The sequence below is a fragment of the Chitinibacter bivalviorum genome (assembly GCF_013403565.1).
In the GTDB taxonomy this organism is placed as follows: domain Bacteria; phylum Pseudomonadota; class Gammaproteobacteria; order Burkholderiales; family Chitinibacteraceae; genus Chitinibacter; species Chitinibacter bivalviorum.
In genome coordinates, this window is record NZ_CP058627.1 from 1,186,596 (window position 1) to 1,210,219 (window position 23,624).

Below are 23,624 nucleotides of genomic sequence, written 5' to 3' on the forward strand. Positions count from 1 at the left end.
TAGAGTAATGTTCCCTCGCCTCAATAGCACCAGGGAACAATTCTGCATCACTGATTTGTTGGCCTTGTTTTCACAGATCAATGCACCGTGATTAAACGAGCAAGCGCCAAGATCATTCAATCCCATCAATCAAACGACGATGTATCGCACTACATAGCTTATTAATACTTAGTTGTAGCGATATACATCCCTTTATTTTGTAAAAAGAATACATCAGTAGTCGGGTATCGCAGACGCCAGCGCAATTCACGCTTCGCACGCTGATTGGCAATTTGGCGCGATTCATTTAAGTAAGACAGCATCACGGGCGAGAGCTGTTGCTGTGCCTGAGCTCGACTAATTCGGCCCACTCGCGGCAGACCCGTAAAGTCGGCTACTTGATCAAACCAGGTACTCATAGCGTGTGGCTCATCATCGACGATGTTATAAGCGCGCTGCGGCAAACCGCGAAACAGCGCCAAGCACACTGCGCGAGCCAAATCATCCGCGTGGATATGATTGCTAACACTGTCTTCCGTGACAATCAGCCCCGGGTCGCCACGCTCGATGCGCGCAGTGGGCAGGCGATCTAGCGCATAAATCCCCGGCGCACGCACAATGCTAATTTGCGTGGCTGACGCTTGTAGAGACTGGCTAATACTCCAATGGCGCAATTGCCTTTCAGCCGAAATCCGCCGCAAAGCGCGTGCGGTCGTCGCGCACTGCGGGCTGGTTTCATCAATCCACACGCCTTGGTGATCTCCATAAATGCCACTAGTACTGATGTAGACGGCGCGACGCGGAGGCTGTGATAAAATTGCGCGATGCTGTTGAGCACCTCTTGGCCTTGAAATGGCAGCAAGTAGTTTTTTAGTTCGTGCATCACCCTGCCCCTCGCCGGGCGGCGCGCTGTGAATGAGGTAATCTGCGATGCCCGCAATCCTCTTCAAACTACCACGCTGATCGAGATCGGCAATAATAGGATGCACCCCCAGGGTAAGCAACTGAATTGCTTTCTCTGCACTGCGTACAGTGGCATACACCGTAAAGCGTTGCGTCAACCAAGGCAAAGCCCGCTGCACAACATCGCCACAACCAATAATTAACAAGCGTTTTTTTCGCACAAGCCGGAAATCCAAAAGAATGAGCAAGCAACTTATCATCGAACCTTCAGGTCAGCAACTGAGTGTCTTTGACGACGAAACCCTGCTGGATGCCGCCATGCGCGAAGGCTTTAACATGCCTTATGGCTGCAAAAACGGCTCATGCGGCGCATGCAAGGGCAAAGTTTTGCAAGGTGAGGTTAGCCATGGCGATCACTCGGAAACCGCGCTGACGCACGCCGAAATGGAAAAAGGCATGGCGCTTTTTTGCTGCGCCAAACCCATCAGCGACAGCGTCAGCATCGAATGCCGCGAAATCGCTGCCACCAAAGACATTCAAATCAAAACGCTGCCCACGCGCATCGAAAAAATCGACAAGGTTTCGCACGATGTCGCGATTTTGACCCTCAAACTGCCGTCGACCGAGAAGCTAGCCTTTTTGGCGGGTCAATATATCGATATTCACACTAAAACCGGCAAAAAACGCAGCTTCTCCATCGCCAATGCCCCACATCAGGAAGGATTTATCGAGCTGCATATTCGTCATGTCCCGGGCGGCGAGTTTTCAGGCTACGTATGGGAAACCATGAAAGAGCGCGAAATATTCCGCTTCACCGGCCCGCTCGGCTCATTTTTCTTGCGCGAAGACAGTGACAAACCGATTATCCTGCTCGCGACAGGCACCGGCTTTGCCCCGATCAAAGGCATTGTCGAGCACGCTCTGAAAAACAATATTCAGCGAGAAATCGTGCTCTATTGGGGATGTCGCTCGCTTGAAGATCTATACCTGCCACACATTCCATCGCAATGGCAGCAACAACACCCCAATATCAGCTTTATACCGGTGCTCTCTGAACCGAAAGTGCAAGATCAATGGCAAGGCCGAACTGGCCTCGTTCATGAAGCGGTAATGGCGGATTTTAGTAGTCTAAAACATTACCAAGTCTACGCCTGCGGCGCCCCCGTGATGGTCGAAGCGGCCTTCAAACACTTTGTAAGCCGCGGACTACCCGAAGAAGAATTCTTTTCAGACGCTTTTTTTAGCAGTAAAGACTTAAAATAAACGACCCAATGCTTGCGCATTTCAAAAAATGGTGTAGAATGCGCATCTCTTAGCCGATGTAGCTCAGTTGGTAGAGCACCTGACTTGTAATCAGGGGGTCGCGAGTTCGATTCCTGCCGTCGGCACCAAGAATATAAGGGTTCCAGCTTTTTAGCTGGAACCCTTTTTTTCGTTCCTACCCCAAAACATCATTTTTTGGTTACATTTTTGGCCACAGTTGCCGCTGCCTAGCGGGTACGTTTCACAATCTCGCCACCATTCGCCTCCTCAGATGCACTTTAATGAGCTTAAGCCTCGGAGGAGTACATCATGCACACTGGTTTTCATCGCGCGGCACTTGAGAGTATTCTTGCCAAGGTATTGTATTTGTTGAGCCGCCTTGCCATACCCCCAATGGTTTTAACACAGGTGGGCCTACCAGAATATGGTCTCTGGTCGATTGCTTTTGTTTTGGTTGGTTATTTGGGTTTATCGGTATCCGGCCTGGCTACGGTGTATGTGCGTGAAATTGCGCGTGCCTACGAGCGACAAGATGCTTTATATGCAAGCGGAATGCTCAGCACAGGCGTTGCTCTAGCGTTATTTTTGGGTGGCGGATTTTGCCTTGGTCTGAGTCTTTGCACGCCTTGGATCTTGAAATCATTTGCCGTCTCACCCGCTTTGTATCAATTAGCCACGCTCCTCATTGGCGTGACGACCTTGGTTTTTCTCGCCGATTTAACACTCGGGGCGTGGGGCTATGTGCTGCACGGCTTAAATCGGGTCAATGAACAGCAGCGAATTTGGGTTGCGAGTTTTATGCTCGAATGGGTCATTATTGCCAGCATGCTGTATCTGGGCTTGGGCATGACCGCGCTGCTTGGTGGGTTTTTATTGCGCTATATCTTCTCAATTTGCTGCGCTTGGTGGCGAGTAAAGAGCATCTGGCCCGAATTGAAGATGCACCCTCGCCATATCAATCAACTATATCTCAAGCCTTTTCTTCACTTTGGCCTCAAAAGCCAACTCAGCGATGGCTTGGCCATGATTTTGCATTCGGCCGACCGTATCTTGGCGGGGATCAGCTTTGGCAGCGCATCGACTGCGATACTCGATTTGGGCAGTAAATTACCTGCGACCGCGATTTCGATTTCATCAGGCATTAGTTTGGTGGTGTTACCCCGCTCAGCCTGCATGAATGAAGCACAGTTGGCCGAGTTTTACCCCAAAGCCTTACGACTATCGGTGTTTTCTTTACTATTCATTATGCCCCTACTGGTCGCTTGCGCTCCAGCGATTAGCTTAGCTTGGCTGGGCCTGCGCCCAGAATCTCACCTAATTGTGCAAACGTTGCTCTGGGTTACACCCGCTTGGCATTTGCATACGCTGACGGGTTGTGCCTCTAGCGCTTTACGCGGTCAAGGTCAGTTAAGGCTTGAGTTTGTTTATCACGGCTTACGTGCTATCGCGCTAGGCTTGGTTTTTTATCTCAGTACCAGCCTTGCCCATTTTATTGCGCTATTTGCGATCGGAAGCGCTTGTTCGGCGCTGTGTTATTTATTCCTAGCCAGCCACCGACTGTCGATGTCATCTGGGCAGATTTTCAAGCAAGCCCTATTCCCACTTGGGCTTTGCTACAGCGCCGCATATTCTCTGGTTTTGTTATGGCCTTGGCACCTCATTAATAATCGCCATATGGCCCTACTGGAGCTACTGCAAATGAGCAGTCTATTCACCCTGCTGCTTGCTGGCTTAAGCTGGTTGATCATCCTAAAACCTCACGAAAAAACTTGGCTCTCCAACCTAGCCGCCAAGCTTTTCAAACACGAGGTGAGCCATGCTTAAATCCATTTTTTGCCTGCTGTTGTGCTGTTGCTGTTTGGGCTGCAGTCATATGCCAGACAATATCCCCAGCAACACTAGCGCGTTCCAGCCAGCCCAGAAATCGGAACAAATCGATTATGCCAGCCCCGAAGCTTTGGCCGAGCTCGAGCGTGGCGGAGACATGGTTTATCGTCTCGCGGAAGGCGATACGCTGCAAATCACGGTGTGGAATCGACCCGAATTATCTGGCAAACAATTGCTCGGCCCGGATGGGCGCTTGACCATACCACTAGCGGGCACCATGAAACTCAATGGTGAAACCCGTGAAACCGCCGCGCAACAAATCGGTACAGCCCTCACCCCGTATATCCGTAAACCCGCCGTTTTTGTTGGCGTTGATCAATATACTGGCAATAGAGTCACGGTACTAGGTCGGGTACAAAACCCAGGCGTGCAACAATTTGACAAGCCCCCCACCCTGCTCGAAGCATTAGCGCGCGCGGGGTCATTACCTGTGATCGACAAGCAAGCGACGCTAACGAGGGTAGCCGTCTTTCGTGGCCGTGACCGCATTATTTGGGTCGATTTGAAAAAGCTACTCAACCGAGGTGAGCTGGCCTACAACATCCGTCTCAAACCTAATGATCTGGTTTATATCCCCGACTCATTTGACACTTTGGTGTATGTATTGGGCGCAGTTCATAAGCCTGGCGCTTATCGCCTTACACCGGATATGTCCTTAATGGATGCGCTGTCGCAGGCGGGCGGACCCAATGACGACGCAGCACCCGAGAAAATCGCCATCTACCGCCCCAGCAAGCAAGCCAATGAAAGTACGCCGCTGCACACTTTGCTCAACCGCGACAGAATGGTGAATTTCGCCCTCGAAGAAGGCGACGTGGTTTTTGTACCCAAAAGTGGTGTAGCCGAAGCGGGTTATGTTATTCGGCAACTGATCCCGGGATTGTCCATACTAACTTTAGGATTGAGCGCGCTCTAAGGAGGCAATATGTACGGCGTCGTCAATAAAACACTGCAGGAAATGGTTTGCGCCAAGTATGGTGAGAGTAGCTGGCAACAAATATTGCATCACATCGGCATGGCAGATGAAATATTTTTATCGAGTGAAGCCTACCCTGACGCGACCACTTACGCCCTCGTTGGAGCAACATCCGCCATTACCGATTTACCAGCCGAGCAGCTGCTAGAGCAATTTGGCCGTTACTGGGTCATGGAAACAGGGCAACGCAGCTACGGCCATTTACTCAAAGCAGGCGGCGACAATTTGCAAGATTTCTTGGTTAACTTGCCCAATTTTCATGCGCGAATATTCCTGATTTACCCCAATCTACAGCCTCCAGAGTTTTTATGTATGCCCGAAGGCAATCATAAAGTAATCGTAAAATATTACTCGCACCGCCCAGGTCTAGCGCCTTTTGTAATTGGCCTACTCAAAGGCGTTGGGGAATTATTTGAAACAACAGTGACGGTGGTGCAAACCCAAGCACGTCAAACACAAAGTGATTTTGATGAGTTTTTGGTGGAATGGGGCTAAGCATGTCCAGCGAGTTATTACAGCTACCGGCAAGCGCTTTCCCTTTTTATTTTCGACTCGACCGCGCCCTAACAATTCATTCTTATGGCGTCACTTTGCCTCGTACCATTCCAAATATTGCTATTGGACAAAATTGGAACGAAGTTCTGAGTCAAGTGCGCCCCAGCACCGCCATCGAACAGGTGTGGAGCACCCCTTCAGAAATACAATCGCGCACCTTGTATGTTTTTCGTGCGCTGAGTAATGGGCTATTATTTCGCGGCCAACTGTTATTTGATGAACTGACCGACACACTGCTATTTCTAGGCTCACCATGGCTCAATGATCCAGCGCAATTACCTAAATTTGGTTTATCACTGAATGATTTTGCCATTCATGATGCGAGTACCGATTTATTGCAGGTTATTCAAGACTTGAAAAACTCCCTGCACGAAAGCCGCGACATTGCCGCTCAATTTCAAAAACAACGCGCCCTACTCCACAACATTTTAAAAACAGCCCCCGACGCAATTATCACGACGGATGCCAACGGCAATATCGAAAGCTTCAATCCTGCGGCGCAAATCATGTTTGGCTGGGAAGAATACGAAGTGCATGGGCAAAATGTTTCGCTGTTAACCGCAGCAGACTATACGGCCGCCCACCAAGCCCACATGGAAACAGCGGCTGAACGCGTTTTTACGCCCAATTTTAATCGTCGACGAGAAGTCATGGCACGGCGACGCAATCTCGAAGAATTTCCGGCTGAAATATCATTAAGTAGTTTACAAGTCAGCACTGAGCTGCATTTCACTGGCATTATTCGTGATATCAGTGAGCGTAAAGCGCAGCAGATTGCCCTCGCCGCGGCACGCGAACGAGAGCTCCAACTGGGGCACGACATTCAACAATCGCTGTTGTTTGGTACGCCATTGAGCCTAAGGGGCCTTGAAATTTCGGCATTTACACAGCCATCGCAGGGCATCGATGGTGATTTTTTCGATTTCTTCACCCTCGGCGATCAATGTTTGGATGTGTTTACTGGTGACGTGATGGGTAAAGGCGTCGTGGCGGCGATGATCGGCGCAGCCTTAAAAAGCCAATATAACCGCACCATGGCTGAGTTATTGGGCGCAAGTCTTGGACAACCGCCCGACACCGATCAAATTATCAATCGTGTCCACACTCGCGTCACACCCGAGTTACAGCGCCTGGAGTCTTTTGTAACCTTGATTTTTGCGCGGGTTGAATTGGCGCTAAATCGCATTCGCTATATCAATGCAGGTCACCCAGAAGGCCTCATCTTTACCAAAGACGGAAATATTCTTTCATTAACTGGCGATTATTTACCCCTTGGCGTTGACGACAAAGAGCAATATTCAGCGATCGATGTCCCGTTTTATCCTGGCGATTTTTTGTTGTTGTTTTCTGATGGAGTCAGCGAAGCGCGTAATGCGCATTTTGAATTACTGGGTGTTGAGCCTGTTATACAGCTAGTACAACAACTCAAAGCGGCACACATCCCACCTGCGATCATTTTGCAACGATTGCGTCAGCTTGTTGACGCGCATGAATCTTCACATCGTCGCTCAGACGATTTCACCGCTATTGGTATTTATCGTCATGACACGACATTACCGAGTAGCCGAGAGTTTATGCGCAAAATGAGTGTATTAAGCCCATTGCGGCACTGGTTGAGGGAGCAAATTAAGCTGAGCGAGCCTCAATTAGCCGCCATCGAATTGGCCGCAGTCGAGGTAGCCACCAATATCATTCGTCACGTGGCCATCACGCTGGCTGACACCCCATTTGTCGTGCATATCATTGAGCATACAGACCAGCTTCTCATTGATTTTTATTATGTTGGGCAAGCTTTTGACCCAACTTTGGTACCCATGCCAGATTTTAGTGGCGGTCGTGAAGGTGGTTTTGGTCTTTACATCATTCGCCAATGCGTTGATGACGTGCACTACAGCACGCCAGCGGAAGACGTTAATCGCATTCGGCTGCATATTAAAAAAGAAAATACCGCAGCAGTGTCAATACCCAACATCTATAAATGAACTATTCATAGCCAACTATCCTAATCAATATGTTCATTGCCATCGTTGAAGACGACCCGATTCAGGCCGAGATGCTGGCGCTAACCTTAACAAGCGGTGGGCACGAATCACGCGTGTTTCATACCAGCCTCGCCTTCTTTGACGAGCTTAAAGGCACCCATTTTGACCTGTTATTGCTGGACTGGAATCTACCTGATTACTCGGGCGGCATGATTATTAAATGGGTGCGTGAAAATATCGGCTGGCAAATCCCCATTATGGTTGCTACCGCCGTCGAAGAAGAGAGCAATGTCGTCGCCGCGCTCAAAGCGGGGGCCGACGATTATTTGATTAAACCCATTAAACCGCTAGAAATTCTGGCTCGAATTGACGTATTGGGGCGGCGCTTTAAATCGATCGCGCCGCAAATACTTCATCTTGGCGATTATGAAATCGACACTAGCCAACGCGCGATTCGAAAAATGGGCAATGAAATTGAATTAACGCAAAAAGAATTTGATCTGGCTCTGTATTTATTTCAGCACCCGGGCAAGCTCTTTTCTCGGATGAATTTACTGGAGAAAATCTGGGGTTTGCAAGTGGAAATTGACACTCGCACCGTGGATACCCACATCAGCCGCCTGCGCCGAAAGCTAGCGCTCGATGGCCAACTCAAATGGCAACTCACCTCGGTGTATGGCTATGGCTATCGCCTTGAAAGTGTTGAGATGGTTACGCCCTAGACCGATTCAATCCATGGCTGCAATGGGGCAAACCAATCATCTGGCAGCGGCTCGCCCACGGGTAATTGCTTGAGTTGCAGCTCAACGGACCGCGCCGCCGTTGCCAGCCCATCAAAACCCAAAGAACCGGCCGCCCCCGCAAGACGATGCAACTCATCCATGACCTCATCCATCATTTGCGCATCATAGTGCCAGCCCGAGACCGAGTTGGCATTGGCACGCAAGATCAGCGCTATACGCTCAGGCAGGCCATGATAAAATTTAACCTTTAAGTCTTGCAGACCAGCAGCGAATGCAGCCTCATCAAACTGCGCCATGGTGCACCTCCCAATATTGCTGCAGTAATTGCGGCAAGAGCATGGGATCAAACGGTTTTTGCGCTACAAAATCGGCACCTGTTGCCATCAAGCTGGCCAATTCATCCTGCGATACTTTTGCAGTGAGCATCACAATACACACATCGGCCCCACCCTTAATTTTGCGCAGTAGCGGAATAAACTCCGGCCCACTCATTTCGGGCATCATCACATCCAACAAAATCATTTGCGGCAGGGTATCTTTAGCTAAATCTTTAATTGCAATGCTTGCCAGTGGATACTCCTTAACTTCAAAAGCCCCCAAGGTACTCAGGCATAGCAAAAGCAAGTGGCGAATATCTGCATCATCTTCAATCACCACTATACGCTGCAATACATTCATCGTGGCACCTCCCATGGCAGTGAAACGGTAAACTCACTACCCCCTCCTGGTGCGGGTTGATATTCAATTGAGCCTGCAAAGGCCTGACACAACTGCCGTGTAATCGCCAAACCCAAACCCGTCCCTCCACGCAGCCTAGAGTCACTCGCATCCGCTTGTGTGAAAGGCTCGAAGAGGCTGGGTACAAAATGCGCCGCTACCCCACAACCTTGATCTCGCACCGCTAGCTGCACCCCAAATGTATTCACTCGCACACTGATCACCACTTCGCTTTGGCGTGGCGAATATTTGCACGCATTTGAGATTAAATTACCCATAATCTGCAGAAAGCGCATTTTATCGGTACACAAAGTACGTGCGGTTTCAAACTGAGCATCCAGTCGCAATTGCACCTCATGCTGGGCGGCATAACCTTGATTGGACTGCAGCACTTCCTCTAGCAATTCATGCAATTTATAGTGGTGCAACTCCAGCTGCAAAGCCCCAGCTGCGGCCTTATTCAAATCGAGTAGCTCATTGACCATATGCAGCAATCGACCCGCATTGCGATCAGCCATTTCAAGCAAAGACATTGCCCGCTGATCGACCCCGGCAAATTGTGGGCTCTGCAGCATTTTCAAAGAACCAATAATCGAGGTTAATGGAGTTCGCAACTCATGACTCAATGTGGCAATAAATTGCTGCTTGAGCCGGTCAACCCGTTCACGCTCGCGAATATCATGCAAAATCAGCAGCCAGAAGCGCTGCCCTCCTTCATAAAAGAAAGTCAGCCCAACTTCCACCGGAATCGGCTCGCCCCGTAGCGGCATAATCGCCACTTGTTGCAACTGACCTTGCTGCAAATCTGTCGGCGCCAGTTGTAATTGAATATTGGGCAAAATCTCGCGCACAGCACGCCCAAGCAGTACATCGCGGTCAGCCAGAATGAGTCGTTCTGCCGCGCAATTAACACCGTGAATTTCGCCCTCATCCGTCGTCACGACAATCGCATCAAAGCTATTTTCACTAATCGCTAAGGATTTATTAAGCAGGGCTGCGTGCTGTTGCTGCAGCTCAATGACTCGAGCTAGATTTTTTAATTTGCTCGCCAAAATGGACGGCTGCGCGGGTTTATGCAAAAAGTCATCGGCGCCCGCATCGAGCGCGGCCAATAGATGCTGTTCACCATCCAGCCCAGAGAGCACCACAACGGGCACCCATTTGACACCCGACATCGCCTTAATTTGCCGCGTTACGGCAAAGCCATCTATCCCAGGCATGAGTAGATCCAGCAAGACCATATCGGGCTGCTGCGCGCTAAACATCGCCAATGCCTGCTCACCATCAGCGGCCATCTGCACTTGATAACCCATATTCCGCACTAAACCCGCCAACATCAGGCGTGTCGTCGCAATATCGTCGACGACCAATACTGTTAATGCTGGCGAGGGAAATGTCTGAAAAGGCATGCAAAGACTCAAATTTACAAGTTGATCACAATTGGCGTGAGGGGCAGTGCTTCAATGTCAGCATAGACCAAGCCTCATCGAGGAGAGACAAAATGATCTCCAAAATCAACACCCCCAATTTGCGTGAATTAGAGCAGCGATTCAGCAACCCCGCACGACGCAGGCTGATGGTTTTACTGGTTAGGGCCAATTTACGCTTAAAACACAGTTTCGAATTTGGTGTGCGACGAACGTGGGATGTTTTGGCGGCCAGCTTGGCCTTGGTTTTGGGCTGGCCACTGTGGCTACTCCTTGCGCTGTGCATCAAGCTGAGTGACGGCGGCCCGATTTTATATTGGCAACAGCGGGTCGGTTATCGCGGCCAGCTATTTGCCTTTCCTAAATTTCGCAGCATGCGTATCGACGCCGATCAATGCAAAAGCAGACTCCTCAATCAGCATGCCGATCAGCGCACCTTTAAATCTAGGAATGATCCACGCATCACCCGAATTGGTCGCTGGCTTCGTCGCTTTAGTCTAGATGAAGTACCGCAACTCTGGTGTGTACTCAAAGGCGAAATGACGCTGGTTGGCCCACGTCCGCCACTCCCGAATGAAGTCAGCCTGTATGGGCTGCATGCCCGACAGCGCCTTGAAATTACGCCGGGGCTAACGTGCATCTGGCAAATCAGCGGCCGCTCTAATATCGCTTTTGATGGGCAGCTGGCACTGGATCTGAAATACATACGCGAGCGCAATATTGCATTGGATCTGCGTATTTTACTGCTCACCTTGCCTGCGGTTTTTCGCGGCCATGGCGCTTACTAATCAGGAGCGGAATCATGCAATCATTATCATCGGTCAGTTATCGTCATTTTGCCCACCCCCTGGCCAGAATAATGGCGGGATTTTTATCTGCCCTATTGTGGCTGCCCGCCCAACTTGGCTTTGGCCGTCAGGCACGCAACACCATGAATCGCATAGCCAGTGCAAGAGAGCACTGGATAGGCCCAGTCTCGGGCGACAATCCAGGTCTGGTATCGAGCTATCGCTTGCATTTACGCATGGCGATGGCGCTGGATGACGAGCAATATTGGGATCAGCATGATGCACAATCGCGGAGTTGGCGCTTTGATTTGGCCTTATTGATGCGCTTTGGCTGGAGCCTGCTGATTGGCCATAAAAAGCCCAACCAGCTCGAAAACCGCTGGCCGCTGCTTGGCTTGTGGCTCGACAATCTGCGTCATGCTGAAATCGAGTCACACATTGCAGGCTGGCGTACTCAAGGTCATCTGCGCCGCATTGCTTTTGTGAATCCGCATTGCGCTAATGTCGCGAGCAAAGACCCTCTCTATCGCGGCGTATTAAATTCAGCCGATTTGCTTTTGCCCGATGGTAGCGGTGTATTACTAGCCAGTCGCTTGCTGGGTACGCCATTACAAGAAAACACCAATGGCACCGATTTATTCCCGATTTTATGTCAGCAATGGCAACAAGCAGGTGCACGCTTGTATTTGCTAGGGGGCAAGGAAGGCGTCGCCGAAGCCGTCGCAAGACACCTACTGCAAAAATACCCCGGGCTGCATATTGCTGGAACGCATCATGGATATAGCTCTACGGCAGATACCCCGCTTTTGATTGAGGACATCAAACAGAGCAATGCTGATGTATTGGTCGTCGCCATGGGCGTACCGCTACAGGATGTTTGGATTGCCCGTCATCAACATGCCACCGGTATTCCTCTGGCCATTGGCGTGGGCGGGTTGTTTGATTTTCTATCCGGCCGGATTCCCCGTGCGCCAGTATGGCTGCGTGAGCTGGGTCTGGAATGGTGCTGGCGACTCCTACAAGAGCCATCCCGGATGTGGCGCCGATATTTAGTGGGTAATTTCAGCTTCCTCGCTCGGGTACTCAAACAAAAATATCAGCGACAGCAAGCTAGCCTGCGCCTCATAACACCCAGCGTTCGTACACCAAATCTACCCGATCAGCGTAAACAGGCCGTCGTGTTAAACGATTACACACTTTGGCAAGGCGATGACCCCATCGGCACTTTATTGGCGCCATTAGTCGGCCACAGTCTACTCGAGCTCAGCATCATCCGCTTAGTCGAGCAAGGGGTGCAGTTAATCCATGTTTTCGCCGATCAAGGCTATTCAGCGATTGTCGCTCAACTCGGCAACGGTGATCGTTGGGGTATTGAGATTCGCTACTATTTGACGGGGCAACACCTACAAACGCGGACTCGACTGGCCGCCCTCCCCCTACCCGAAGACATCTGGCTGCTGGCACCCGGCTGCCTGCCTCATTCAATACTTTCAGAAGCACATCAATGCCAATGGCGCTTAGCAGATGGCTGCTGGTCGGGATGGGCTTACATCAAATCCACACGACTCAAGCTGGCAATGGATAAAGCGGATCTGCCACTACCACTGTACGATCAAATATTTGATGGCTTTAGCCTGCGCAACGCGCATGAACTCAATGTCGCTTTACCTCTCTTACTGAGCAAAGCGCCTCCCTATATCCCCGACTACCAAGAAACCCAAGATCGGGTCTGGCTTGCTTCAGGCGTGATTTGTGAAAAAGGCGTCACTTTAGAAGGTCCAGTCTTAATCGGTCGCAACAGCCTAATCCGCAAAGGCAGTCATATCGGCCCTCATGTCATCATTGGCGAAGGTTGCGTACTTGATCGGCAAGTCGATGTTCACAACAGCATATTAAAGCCCTACAGCTATATCGCATCGCAAATGAGTCTGTCGCATTGTTTGGTGGGCAACCGACAACTGCACTTGGTGCGCGACAACACCATACTGCGCTTTAAAGCGGAAGAATGTCTGATCGACGATATGAATCACCCCGTAAGCAGCCCCAATCTGATGGAGCGGCTACACGCCATACTGGCCTTAAGTTGGCTAGGCTGGCAGCAAAATTCGCTGGATCACGCCCGCTGGCAAAACCTCGCTGACCGTTTACATAAAGTCATTCGCGGCGAATGCCATCTGATTGGCTTACCCAGCTTACCGAGCAAAATGGATAACACCATTGATCGAAAAACGCTGCGTATTGGGGCGCTGCGTTTATCTGAATTACAAGCTGAAATGCTCCCAGCCCAAGGATTAAGTCGTGCCGAACAAGATTGGCTGACCGATTTATACGGTGCAGCCGTGCCGCAATATTTAAGCTGGAGCAAGCTGCGTCATCTCGCACTATCGTTGCAACAAAACAAACATCATTTTGCAATCCGGACATGATTGCCGCCAACAATCAGCTGTAATGAATATAACAACGACGGGGAAAATCCAATGAAAACCCTTTTGTATATTCTGCACAGTGGCCAGCGCTATGGCACAGAAAGAATGGCGCTGGCAACGCTGGCCCAATTGAGCCCCTATGCTGAAACAGTCTTGTTTGCCCCTACGGGGCCAGTGCAACAACTCGCCGCCGAGCAACAAACTACCTGTCTCAGTTTTAACAATAAACGCCAACTCGCCAGTCAGCTGTGGCGCTATTTAGGCCGAAATGAGCTCAGTATTTGCACGACAGGTGTGAGCCAAGCTTTGATCGTGAGTCTACTTTCACTATTGCGTGGCAAATGGCCAGCGCAAATCCATGTCGTGCATGGCGGCACCGATGAAACATTAAGCTACGGGCGTAAACACTGGCTGCAGTGCTTAGGTATTGAGCTGGTGGCCGTTTCTGCATTTGTAAAATCGCGCCTGCTCGCCCACGGCTGCAAGCCACGGCACATCACCACCATTGAGAATTTTCTAATTTCGCACCAAGACCAACGTGCGGCATTTACGCACTCAGGCATTGGCCGTATTTGCATGATGACTCGCATTGACCCCATCAAGCAGGTGGGCGTGGCAATCACAGCGTGGGAAATGCACAGCGCATTACCTGAATTACTTATTTGCGGCACGGGTTGGCAAAGTGAAGAGCTCCAAGCAAAAAGCGCTCATTTGCCGCAAATAAAATGGCTAGGCTTTGTAGAGTATCCGTCTCAAATCCTTTTGGGATGTGACTTATACATACATACCTGCGATAACGAGCCATTTGGCTTGGCTATTTTAGAGGCCATGGATGCAGGAGTACCCGTCCTCGTTCCCGACCAAGGTGGCGCAGCCGCTTTAGTGCAAAACGGGGTAACAGGCTTTCATTACCGAGCCGGGGATAGTGCCGATTTAGCCTGGCAAATCACCCGAATTGCGCAGCTACCCGCGAGCAAGCTCAATCAAATAGTGGCCGCCGCTCACGATCAATTGAAGCAACGATTTTCTGCCTCCGCCCGGATTGCGGATTACGCCCAACTTTGCGGCATTAACGGAGGTGGTCTATGAATACCAACTCCTTAATCAGCGTCGTGGTGATCGGACATAACGAAGGTGCGCGCCTTAGTCGATGTCTGCAGTCCGTCCGCGCCAGCACCTATCAGCCAATTGAATTAATTTATGTCGATTCATTTTCTAGCGACGATAGCATCGCGCGGGCACAAACGATTGCAGACCAGATTTTTTCAGCCCATACCCGTGGCGCGGCGGCGGCGCGCAATACAGGCTTAATGCACGCTCAAGGCCATTGGGTGATGTTTTTGGACGGCGACACCGAGCTGGACCCCGACTTTTTATTGATTGCCTTGCAGCAACTCAAACACCAGTCCACTTTGGCTTGCGTGTGGGGGCATCGCGTTGAGCGAGCACCTGAGCAATCGATCTATGTGCAGGTACTCGATTTGGATTGGCGCTATCGGCCTGGAGAAACCGAGTTTTGCGGTGGTGATGCCTTATTTCGTCGTGCAGCGCTAAGCGAAGTGAATGGTTTTAATCCACTGCTGCTAGCAGGTGAAGAGCCTGAAATGTGTCATCGCTTGCGTCAAAATGGCTGGCGAATATTGCACCTTGATACGCCGATGACCCGGCATGATCTGGCGATCACCCAATTTACTCAATATTGGCAACGCACTAGCCGCGCAGGCTATGCCTATGCAGCCGTCAGCGCCAGCAGTAGAAGCTTTTGGGCCAACGAGGTGAGGCATAACTTAAGGCAAAGCGCCATTTTAATCGCCTTACTGACTCTGCTCGCAGCCGGCGTATTGATGCACGCTTGGCTGGCGCTGGCCGCGGTTAGCTTGCTGGCTGCACTGGCCTTACGCAGCAGTTGGCGCGCACGCTGGCGTAGTGCGCACCTTCCTACATTGCTGATGTATGGGCTACATAGTTGGTTCGCACAAATACCGATTAGCGTCGGTATCTACCGATATTACCGAGATCAATCGGCGCAAAAACCGGCGAGTTTTGGCAACTATAAGGAAGCCAAAAAATGAAAGCGTTACTTTCTTTCTTCTGTACGCCTTGGCTAGGGCTATTACTCGATGGACTTGATCGCTGTCAGCGGGGCTGTGCGTGGTTGGCACTCGCCAGCCGTATTCCTTTATCGAGCAGCAATATCATTCTCGGGCAGGTCGAGCTGCATGGCACGCGGGAAATTCATTTTGGCGAAGGCGCATATATTTATCCGGGGCTCTATCTCGAAACCCAGGAAACGGGGCACATCACCCTCGGCGATCAAGTCGTTATTTCACGCGGCGTGCATTTGGTTTCTCATTGCAAAATAGAAATCGGAGCTGGCTCGATGCTGGGCGAATACAGCAGTGTGCGCGACGCAAATCATCAGCGCGACCCCAAGCTATCTTTACGTCACGCAGGCTTTAGCAAAGCACCGATCATTATCGGCAAAGAAGTCTGGATCGGTCGCGGCGCAATCATTTTGCCGGGCGTACGCATCGGCGATGGCGCCACCATTGCAGCCAATGCCGTCGTCACCCGCGATGTAGCGGCGGGCGCCACCGTAGCAGGCGTGCCCGCCAAACCACTCAAAACCGCCGAAAGGAGTCCATCATGAAAAGCTCGCTGCTGATGGTTGCCTATCAATGCGGCCCAAACATGGGCTCGGTGTCACAAATTGGCTGGGAATGGTATCAACGGATGGCCAAGCGACGCCCGATTACGCTGATTACACATAGCCGCAATCGGGCGGCACTGGAAACAGCAGGCGCACCGCTGCCTGACAGTCACATTGAATACATCGATACCGAATGGCTGGCGGGCCCTCTTTATCGCACCGCTTCGCGGCTTTTTCCCGGCAAAGAACATGCCATTTTCCTACTCAGCTCGCTCGACTATTATTTATTTGATTTTCTAGCCTTACGCCGTGCTCGGCAACGACAAGCACAGGGGCAGCATTGGGGTGTAGTCCATGTTCCAACGCCAGTTAGCTCAGCGGCTGGCACCCGCCTGCATAACTTGGGGCTACCATTGGTGCGAGGGCCACTCAATTGTGGTCTTGGCAATCCAGCGGGGTTTGGTGATGTATTACAACAAGAATCGCAATGGCTGAATCAGGGGCGCAAACTAGGGCAATGGATTGCGGCACGCCTTGAAAAAACCAGTCAGCGACAAATCACGCTCACCGCCACAGCGGCGACCCGCTCAGCGATACCCAAGCAACAGCAACAAATGCCGATGCTGGAAAATGGCATCGACCATCTGAACTTCACGCCCAGCCTAGTTCCTCATCGCCGGCCCACCGAGCCATTGAATATTCTCTTTGTGGGTCGCATGCTTCCCGTCAAAGGGGTGAATTTCCTACTACAAGCCGCAGCACGACTGATAAAGCAAGGTTATCCAATTGAGCTGACCTTGGTGGGTGAAGGCGGAAAACGCTTGGATTGGCAGGCGCTTAGTGTGGCGCTGGGGATCGCGCAATTTTGTCATTTCACAGGCAATTTACCCCTCGCTCAGATCCCTGACTTGATGCGGCAATGCCATGTATTTTGCCTGCCTTCGGTGCGCGAGTCAGGCGGAGCGGTGATTTTAGAAGCCATGGCCTGCGCCCGCCCAGTGATTGCCTACCGTTTTGGCGGCCCAGCCGAGTTAGTCACCCCCGACACCGGGGTATTACTCGACGCAAATAGCCCAAGCGAGTTAATCGAAGCGCTCTATCACTGCTTACTCGACTGCCATCAAAACCCCGAGCGTTGGGCCCAACGTGGCGCTGCAGCAGCAAAACTACTGCATCAACCGCACCCGATGGGCTTTGATTGGGAATACAAAATGGATCTGGCCGAGCAACTGTACGAGCAGATGCAACTGAACGAAGTTTTACCTTCTTGCCACAATGCCCGCACCCTGCACGCATAAAATAAGCTAAATACGCTACGGGGGAATCATGCTAAAAATCTTAATTTTATTGGCATTGAGCATCATACCCCCCAGCTATTGCATCGCTGCCAATCTAAACCTGACCTCCGAGCGTCTCATTGATGCGCAGAACGTGCCGCGTTACGGCCTCAATTTAGGTGGGCCTTCTTACTGGGGTGCTGAGCAACTGCGCGCCAATATTGTCCGTAATCCCGGCTTTATGCCGCTGCTTGATCGCAGCATCGTCATCGTAGAGCAAAAAGAAGGTTGGCAGATTAAAGACAAAGACAGTTGGGTTGGCCGCAGCGACGGGTTTTGGACCGGTGGCAATTATCAAGTACTCAGTGGCGAGCAGGCTGGCGAACAGGGCCGGATACGGGACTATCGCCGTAAAGGGCAAGAAAACGGTTATTTTTGGCTGGATAAAGCGCTGCCCGCCTTAATCATGGGCGATGCGCTTAGCGTTGAAAAAATAAGCTCAACCCAAGCCATCCCGCAATGGTGGAGCAATGGCCGCGTCAATCTTGTGCCCTATGCGGCTTCTGCCTATGCCGCGCGACTACAACCGAGCGCCAATTACCCGGCGCAATTGGCGAGCTACTTTGACACTTTAGGCGGCGAAGCTGGGCGTTTACTGCCAATCAACGGTGAATGGCAACTGCGTTTTAAGGTACGCAGCGAACGCAGTGGCGCCAAGCTGAGCGTGCGTTTTGCCCGCGATAAAATGCCCGCCTTTGTGCAAGAAAATATCGAGCCCAAGAGCGAGTGGCAGAGCGTCAATTTGACCTGGAAAGGGCTAGAGGGGCTTTCCACTGTTGCAGCCCCGCTCTCGCTGACATTTCAAGCCGAGGGTGATGGTGAAATCTGGCTAGATGAGGTGTATTTGGGCGAGAAAGACCCCTTGCCCGGCGGTTTTCGCCGCGCAGTGGTGGATACAGTTAAAACGCTTCGCCCCGGCTATTTGCGCGACTGGCAAGGCCAACTGGGCGACAATGTCAGCAACCGATTTATAGGCGAATTTGAACGTCACCCCATTCGTTATCGCCCCGGCGATAATGAAAGTTTCTTTGCGTATAGCATTCCTGATCTATTTGCCCTGTGCACCCAAGTACAAGCCCAGCCTTGGGTCATTGGCCCGCCCACTTTATCGAGTAGCGAGTGGTTTAGCTTTGGCCAACGTTTGCGAATTGAAGCAGACAAAGCTCAGTTGCGCGAAGTGGTACTCGAGTTTGGCAATGAAAACTGGAATGCCCTATTTCGCCCAGCCGGCCTCAGCGATGTGAAGCAGCACCAGCAGGTCGCAGATAGCGCTTTGGCGGCGGCCAAACGCGGATTTGGCAGCGGCCGTCAGCTTATTACCGTGGTGAATGCACCTTTTTTATGGGGCGACAGCCCTGGCGCCATCGTTAATAGTACTCAAGCCGATCGCGTCGCCGTCGCACCTTATTTTCTGTATGAAATCAGCGGCAATGACAATGAGAAAACCCTGCGCCAGCGTGCTTTAAGCAGCCAGTTGCCCCTTTTGCTCAAGCAACAACAATTGAGCAAAGCCAAAAACAAACAATTAGCCATTTATGAAATCAATTTTCATAGCACCCTGGGCAATGCACCTGCCGCCTTGCGCAATTCGATTTTAAAAAATGCCATTTCCGGTGTTGCCCTCGCACGGCAACTCATTGACGCGAGCTTGGCAGGCTTACGCGAACAGGCGGTGTATAGCTTGGCAGGGTTTAGCGTCAAATTAGATAAAAATCTCGGTGATATCGCCTTATTTGGTATTACACGCGATCTGGCACAAGCCAATCGTTTCCGCCCTACAGGGGTGGCTTTGGCCATGCTCAATGAAATCGCGGGCGGCCAGGCCCATAGTCTGCGTTGCAATGGGGAGCTGGCCGCCTGCAGTCAAATCTCTGCGATCTTGTTTAAAGATGCCGCTCGCATGCGTTTTGCCATAGTTAACGCGGCTGAGACAGCCCACACGATGAATTTGCCATGCGCCAGCAAAGCCATCACTTGGGCCTTATTGGATGGCAGCCAAAGCGCCAACCATGAATTAGAAAGCACGCGTTTGATACGCCGCGGCAAAGTCAATTGCGCCCAAAATCAAGCCAGCATAGTGCTCCCCCCTCAAAGCCTGCTGATCGCCAAAGAGGAGTGATGAGCATGCAATTTATCATCTACCTTGCGCCACTTTTTACCATCTACCTGCTGATGCAGCGCGATACGCGTGAGGCACTGATTCGTGGCTATTTACCAATCTTATTGCTTCTTCCCGACTGTTATCACGCCATGACTCCTGGTTTGCCCGACCCCAGTTTTAATCAGGCGGCGATACTGCCGGTGTTTTTGGCTGCGATCTGGACGCAAAGACAAAATTGGCAGCCTTCTTTGACCGATTTATTGGTCATCGGCTTTGCCAGTTGCGTGGCTTATTCGGAATACAGCAACACCGGCTATGCCGAGGCGCAAAACTTGATGTTTGCGATGCTGGCCTCGGTACTTGCACCGTATTTATGTGCACGTTGGTGTTTACGCTCACTCAATGACGATATTGCTTGTGCTCGCGTCTTTGTGATTTGCTGCGTGATTGTCTCGGCCCTATCGGTGTATCAATTTCGCTTTGGCATCAATTTATGGCATTTATTGCTGGGTCCATTTTTTCCCGGCCAAGGTGATGGCTGGGTTACGACATTTCGCTATGGGGTCGCTCGGATTGCAGGCCCATATTCGCATGCCATTTTGGCGGGCATTATGCTGGCCATGGCTTGGCGGCTTGCTCGCTGGCTACAATGGGGTGCTTGCTGGGAAGATAAAATCCGTCACTTTCGTCTTCCCGGCAGTAAAACACAGTGGGTGAATGGCCTGTTATTGCTCGGCATGATCATGACGATTGCGCGAGGACCTTGGCTCGGCAGCGTCGTTGGCGGCATTTTACTCTGGGTGTCGCACGCGACTGACCGCTCCAAACGCCTGAAATGGGTGCTGGCGATTTTCGTGGTGGGCGGCGTCATCGGCCAGCTAACGCTGGATGCGTACCTCGACATCAAGCCTGGCACGGTGATGACGCAATCACAGGAATCTGCCTTTTATCGCAAAGAGCTCATGGATAAATACCAAGCGATTGCGCTGGAACACGCGACATTTGGCTGGGGACGCAACACTTGGCCCAAAGTCGGCGGCATGGAGTCCATTGACAACTACTACCTGCTGCTCGCCTTAATGCATGGCATCGTGGCGCTCACGATTTTATTGTTTGTCATGGCTTGGATGACTACGCGTTTGATTAAACGCGGTTTAAATGAGCCAGCCGGCCCAGCTTCTTTACCCTTTACCTTTGCCGGCATTATTGCGATGGTTTTTGTCTCGCTTGGCACGGTGTATTTGGGTGAGCAACCCATGCCGGCTTTTTTCTTCATCATCGGGTGGGCCGAAGCCTATCTGCAACGACAACACGCTCCGGTACTGGTGAAAAATACTACGCAGAAGCCAAGCACAACTACGTCATTTCGCCATGTGATGAGCTAATAAATTATAGTTTTACAGTTGCGCCACAATTGACTCGCCTGCTTTCGCAATAATGATTTAACGCGCTAAGGAGGTGCATGATGAAACGACATCACAAACTCATTTTATTGATGGGAACACAATTACTTGCCGGGTATACCGTCGTAAACAATGTAATCCCTTGGTCTTACTACGGTACCCCCATCTCTGGTCAGTTTTTCAATAGCAGCGGCAAGCCCACCATCACCGAATTTACCACCACCATTCCCAACACATTACCCAGCCTGCCCAGCGATTTGGTGAGCAAAGTCAATTACACCCTACCCGAAGGCAAAGACATTCGCCTTAATCCGCAGGGCCTCATGCCCGATTCGGATGACAAAACCAATATCCATTTCAGTCAAACCGCAGAAGTCTGGGTGACTTTTTTGACTGAAGGTGCGGGATATTTGAATTCGGTGGGTTATTTCAGCTATGACACGGCTAATCCACCCCAAACCCGCGCTCAAGTGCAAGAAAAAATGATCCTGCCGAATGCCTCGATGCCTTCGCCCTTAACTGCGGCGACAACAACGGGCAACACGGTCTATCTGGGCACATTTCAGCCAGGCCAGTCTTTAGGCTTTATGATTGTTGCCAATGGCTGGTCAAGCACGGGCCGCACAGTCAATGGTGTTCGCGTACCTGGGGTTAAAGATTATGCCGACCCGAAAGCGATTTTTTACACGCTACGCCAGCTCAATCCAGAGGCCTCTGACGCGCGCAATTTGAATACGCACACCCTCATCCTGAAAGATCTGAGCAATAGCGGGCCGAGCTATCAGCGCCTCGTAATCGGCTTTGAAGACATCAATCGCGAAGTCGGTGGCGACAATGATTTTAATGATGTCGTACTGGCCATTCATGTCACCCCCAAAGTATCAATCAGCAATATTGATACGATCAGCACTTTGGTGTCCAACACTGACCCCGATACCGATGGCGATGGCGTTAAAGATTCACTCGATGAATTTCCAAACGACGCCAGCAAAGCTTTTAGCCATTGGTATCCAAGCCAGAATGGCTGGGGCACCTTGGCCTACGAAGACAGTTGGCCCGCTAAAGGCGATTTTGACCTAAATGATTTGGTGATGCGCTATCGCACACGGGAAATCATGAATGCCTCACGGCAAGTGGTTGGGCTTGAAATGGATTATCGCTTAGACGCTCACGGCGGCGTACTTTCAACTGGATTTGGCGTTCACTTACCAGGGGTTGCGGCCAATAAAATCAGCAGTGCGAGTCTTCAAATTAATCAGGCCACGGCGCAAGCAGTCAGCCCCGAAAGCGGCCAGAGCGACGCGGTTTTGCTGCTGTATAACGACATTCTGCCGTATGCAATGCAAACTAAGTCTGGCTGCGGCTTTTTTAATACCGAAATCGGCTGCCCACGCCTCCCCGGCACAACCTTTCATATGAGCGTCAATTTCACGACGCCACTGGCCAGTAGTTTATTTACCTCACCTTATAACCCATTTATTTTCCGCACCGACAATCGCGGGCAAGAAACCCATCTACCCGGTAAAGCACCAACGGCAAAAGCAAACACAGCGTTTTTTGGCACCGTTAGCGATCGCAGCGTCGTGGGTACAACTTACACCTATATGGATGCCAATCGCTTGCCATGGGCACTCGATATTCCCAGCGAATGGGACTACCCCAAAGAGAAAACCGACATAGTGCTCAGTCACCCGGGCATCAGTGCATGGGCCAGCTCAGGCGGCAGCAGCAATACCGACTGGTACTTTAATAATTTAGTCCGCAGCCTACTGTACCTCGGCCAATAAAAGGAGCAGATCATGTCGAACCTAACTCATGCTTCAATTGCGAGCACCTGTACTTTGTTGCTGCTGACCGCCTGCGGTGGTGGCGGTGGCGGCAGCCCTGCGCCCGCACCGACCGCGGCGCCCACAGCCAGCCCCAGCCCAACGACGGCCACAAGCTACAACTCGCTCAGCGAGGTCAAAGTGGCCGCAAATATGAATTGGCAATTAAGCGCCACAAAAAGCATCCCCATGGCGGTGAAGTACGCCGATAACAGCGTGGCTGCCGGGGTGGTGATTAAATTATTTACTTACAGCACCAGCGACCCCCATGCGAGCACAGCACCAACTGATGTGACATCAACACCGACCGAGCCCGTGCCTGTGTCGTTGATTGATAGTGTCATGACGGATGCCAATGGTCTCGCCACTTGGCAAGTATCCTTGCCCGGCCAACAAACCAGCGTGCTCGCGATCATCAATGACGGCACGCATACCAACACCCAAATTATTCAACTTAATCAAACTGGCCAAATTGCTTTAACTTTATAAACAAAACAGGTGGAAAGCTGGAGGAGATAATTTGCTGTATTCAAATGAAGGCGACCCTGTGCGGTCGCCTTTTTATATCGAATGAAATCGTATTTATCGCGCCGAATTCAAAATGATTTTGCAATCTCGACACAAGTTAATCCGCACGCAGGGCTTAAATAAACGCATAGCT

Annotated in this window: 20 protein-coding genes and 1 tRNA gene; 17 read left to right on the plus strand and 4 right to left on the minus strand. The window is 51.2% G+C overall.

The genetic code is table 11. The features are described 5' to 3' along the window. Positions 1-161 precede the first annotated feature (161 nt). The gene (locus HQ393_RS05595) at positions 162-1,103 is read right to left on the minus strand and encodes an NAD-dependent epimerase/dehydratase family protein (RefSeq protein WP_246307963.1); all 942 of its coding nucleotides are present in this window, start codon (positions 1,101-1,103) and stop codon (positions 162-164) included. Between the two features lie 19 nt (positions 1,104-1,122). On the opposite strand from HQ393_RS05595, the gene HQ393_RS05600 reads away from it, so the two are divergent. The 7 genes from HQ393_RS05600 (at position 1,123) to HQ393_RS05630 (ending at position 8,267) form a co-directional block, all read left to right on the plus strand. Next, positions 1,123-2,145, plus strand: a complete 1,023-nt coding sequence (locus tag HQ393_RS05600) for a CDP-6-deoxy-delta-3,4-glucoseen reductase (RefSeq protein ID WP_179357852.1) — start codon at positions 1,123-1,125, stop codon at positions 2,143-2,145. A gap of 52 nt (positions 2,146-2,197) precedes the next feature. Next, a tRNA-Thr gene (locus tag HQ393_RS05605) sits at positions 2,198-2,273 on the plus strand. A 181-nt stretch (positions 2,274-2,454) separates the two neighbouring features. Then, entirely contained in the window at positions 2,455-3,969 is a 1,515-nt protein-coding gene (locus tag HQ393_RS05610; RefSeq protein ID WP_179357853.1) for a lipopolysaccharide biosynthesis protein, read from the plus strand. A 49-nt stretch (positions 3,970-4,018) separates the two neighbouring features. Next, complete coding sequence (locus HQ393_RS05615; protein WP_218871310.1) at positions 4,019-4,948, plus strand: SLBB domain-containing protein; 930 nt, start codon at positions 4,019-4,021, stop codon at positions 4,946-4,948. 9 nt (positions 4,949-4,957) lie between these two features. Continuing rightward, positions 4,958-5,503 carry a heme NO-binding domain-containing protein gene (locus HQ393_RS05620; RefSeq protein WP_179357855.1) on the plus strand — a complete coding sequence of 182 codons (546 nt, stop codon included), beginning with the start codon at positions 4,958-4,960 and terminating at the stop codon, positions 5,501-5,503. A gap of 2 nt (positions 5,504-5,505) precedes the next feature. After that, positions 5,506-7,545 (plus strand): SpoIIE family protein phosphatase, encoded by a 2,040-nt coding sequence (locus HQ393_RS05625; RefSeq protein WP_179357856.1) that lies wholly within the window; start codon positions 5,506-5,508, stop codon positions 7,543-7,545. A 29-nt stretch (positions 7,546-7,574) separates the two neighbouring features. After that, positions 7,575-8,267 (plus strand): response regulator transcription factor, encoded by a 693-nt coding sequence (locus tag HQ393_RS05630; RefSeq protein ID WP_179357857.1) that lies wholly within the window; start codon positions 7,575-7,577, stop codon positions 8,265-8,267. Here the strand turns inward: HQ393_RS05630 and HQ393_RS05635 are convergent. The 3 genes from HQ393_RS05635 to HQ393_RS05645 are packed head-to-tail and all read right to left on the minus strand — an operon-like array spanning position 8,264 to position 10,414. Next, a complete protein-coding gene (locus HQ393_RS05635) occupies positions 8,264-8,584 on the minus strand; it encodes an Hpt domain-containing protein (protein ID WP_179357858.1) in 321 nt (106 codons plus the stop codon). The genes HQ393_RS05630 and HQ393_RS05635 overlap by 4 nt on opposite strands. Beyond that, entirely contained in the window at positions 8,571-8,966 is a 396-nt protein-coding gene (locus tag HQ393_RS05640; RefSeq protein WP_179357859.1) for a response regulator transcription factor, read from the minus strand. The genes HQ393_RS05635 and HQ393_RS05640 overlap by 14 nt, the downstream gene beginning before the upstream one ends. Beyond that, a complete protein-coding gene (locus tag HQ393_RS05645; protein WP_179357860.1) occupies positions 8,963-10,414 on the minus strand; it encodes an ATP-binding response regulator in 1,452 nt (483 codons plus the stop codon). The genes HQ393_RS05640 and HQ393_RS05645 overlap by 4 nt, the downstream gene beginning before the upstream one ends. A gap of 92 nt (positions 10,415-10,506) precedes the next feature. On the opposite strand from HQ393_RS05645, the gene HQ393_RS05650 reads away from it, so the two are divergent. The 10 genes from HQ393_RS05650 (at position 10,507) to HQ393_RS05695 (ending at position 23,452) form a co-directional block, all read left to right on the plus strand. After that, entirely contained in the window at positions 10,507-11,220 is a 714-nt protein-coding gene (locus HQ393_RS05650; protein ID WP_179357861.1) for a sugar transferase, read from the plus strand. Positions 11,221-11,234: 14 nt separating this feature from the next. Next, positions 11,235-13,646 carry a WecB/TagA/CpsF family glycosyltransferase gene (locus HQ393_RS05655; protein ID WP_179357862.1) on the plus strand — a complete coding sequence of 804 codons (2,412 nt, stop codon included), beginning with the start codon at positions 11,235-11,237 and terminating at the stop codon, positions 13,644-13,646. Positions 13,647-13,697: 51 nt separating this feature from the next. Further along, positions 13,698-14,735 carry a glycosyltransferase family 4 protein gene (locus tag HQ393_RS05660; protein ID WP_179357863.1) on the plus strand — a complete coding sequence of 346 codons (1,038 nt, stop codon included), beginning with the start codon at positions 13,698-13,700 and terminating at the stop codon, positions 14,733-14,735. Continuing rightward, positions 14,732-15,718, plus strand: a complete 987-nt coding sequence (locus HQ393_RS05665) for a glycosyltransferase family 2 protein (RefSeq protein WP_179357864.1) — start codon at positions 14,732-14,734, stop codon at positions 15,716-15,718. Before HQ393_RS05660 ends, HQ393_RS05665 begins: the two co-directional genes overlap by 4 nt. Next, positions 15,715-16,296 carry an acyltransferase gene (locus HQ393_RS17900; protein WP_179357865.1) on the plus strand — a complete coding sequence of 194 codons (582 nt, stop codon included), beginning with the start codon at positions 15,715-15,717 and terminating at the stop codon, positions 16,294-16,296. Before HQ393_RS05665 ends, HQ393_RS17900 begins: the two co-directional genes overlap by 4 nt. Further along, positions 16,293-17,594: a glycosyltransferase gene (locus HQ393_RS05675; protein ID WP_179357866.1), complete on the plus strand. Its 1,302-nt coding sequence runs from the start codon at positions 16,293-16,295 to the stop codon at positions 17,592-17,594. Before HQ393_RS17900 ends, HQ393_RS05675 begins: the two co-directional genes overlap by 4 nt. 28 nt (positions 17,595-17,622) lie before the next feature. After that, positions 17,623-19,752: a hypothetical protein gene (locus tag HQ393_RS05680; protein ID WP_179357867.1), complete on the plus strand. Its 2,130-nt coding sequence runs from the start codon at positions 17,623-17,625 to the stop codon at positions 19,750-19,752. 5 nt (positions 19,753-19,757) lie between these two features. Next, complete coding sequence (locus tag HQ393_RS05685; protein WP_179357868.1) at positions 19,758-21,119, plus strand: O-antigen ligase family protein; 1,362 nt, start codon at positions 19,758-19,760, stop codon at positions 21,117-21,119. A gap of 77 nt (positions 21,120-21,196) precedes the next feature. After that, positions 21,197-22,924: an LruC domain-containing protein gene (locus HQ393_RS05690; RefSeq protein ID WP_179357869.1), complete on the plus strand. Its 1,728-nt coding sequence runs from the start codon at positions 21,197-21,199 to the stop codon at positions 22,922-22,924. Positions 22,925-22,936: 12 nt separating this feature from the next. Next, positions 22,937-23,452 (plus strand): hypothetical protein, encoded by a 516-nt coding sequence (locus tag HQ393_RS05695; protein ID WP_179357870.1) that lies wholly within the window; start codon positions 22,937-22,939, stop codon positions 23,450-23,452. Positions 23,453-23,624 lie beyond the last annotated feature (172 nt).